Below are 532 nucleotides of genomic sequence, written 5' to 3' on the forward strand. Positions count from 1 at the left end.
GATGTTGAAGTAGGAAATAGTGTCGATGTAGTAGTTGACGGAGATCCTGATACAACTTTTGACGGTACTGTAGAAGAAATCGGCTATGCGACTAACTCAACTTTTGATATGCTTCCATCTACAAATTCAAGCGGAAACTACACAAAAGTAACGCAAAAAGTTCCTGTTAAAATTTCAATCAAAAACCCATCTGATAAGGTGCTTCCTGGTATGAATGCATCTGTTAAGATTTCTGAGTAAAACAGATCAGTCATCAAACCATGAAAGGAGGTTGTCTTAGATGGCTACAGGCAAAGAAAAAAATACAAAAAGCCCCATGACATTGCTGATTGTGCTAATGGCGGGTTTATTTTTGGCAATACTAAACCAAACATTGCTTAACGTCGCAATGCCGCACTTAATGACTGAATTTGGTGTGAGTGCAACGACGATTCAGTGGCTGACAACAGGTTACATGCTTGTTAACGGCGTATTGATTCCGTTATCTGCCTTCCTAATTACACGGTTCGGCCAACGGAGTCTCTTTCTCGTC

General features: G+C 40.4%; 1 protein-coding gene and 1 pseudogene. Both read left to right on the top strand.

The window, feature by feature from the left end:
* A pseudogene (locus MOC09_RS20005) lies at positions 1 to 240 on the top strand (transporter); the annotation flags it as partial.
* 40 nt (positions 241 to 280) lie between these two features.
* Positions 281 to 532: MFS transporter (locus MOC09_RS20010; RefSeq protein WP_268371679.1), on the top strand; the 252-nt coding region annotated here is incomplete at its 3' end.

Source organism: Bacillus sp. N12A5 (genome assembly GCF_026790125.1).
Taxonomy (GTDB): domain Bacteria; phylum Bacillota; class Bacilli; order Bacillales; family Bacillaceae; genus Bacillus.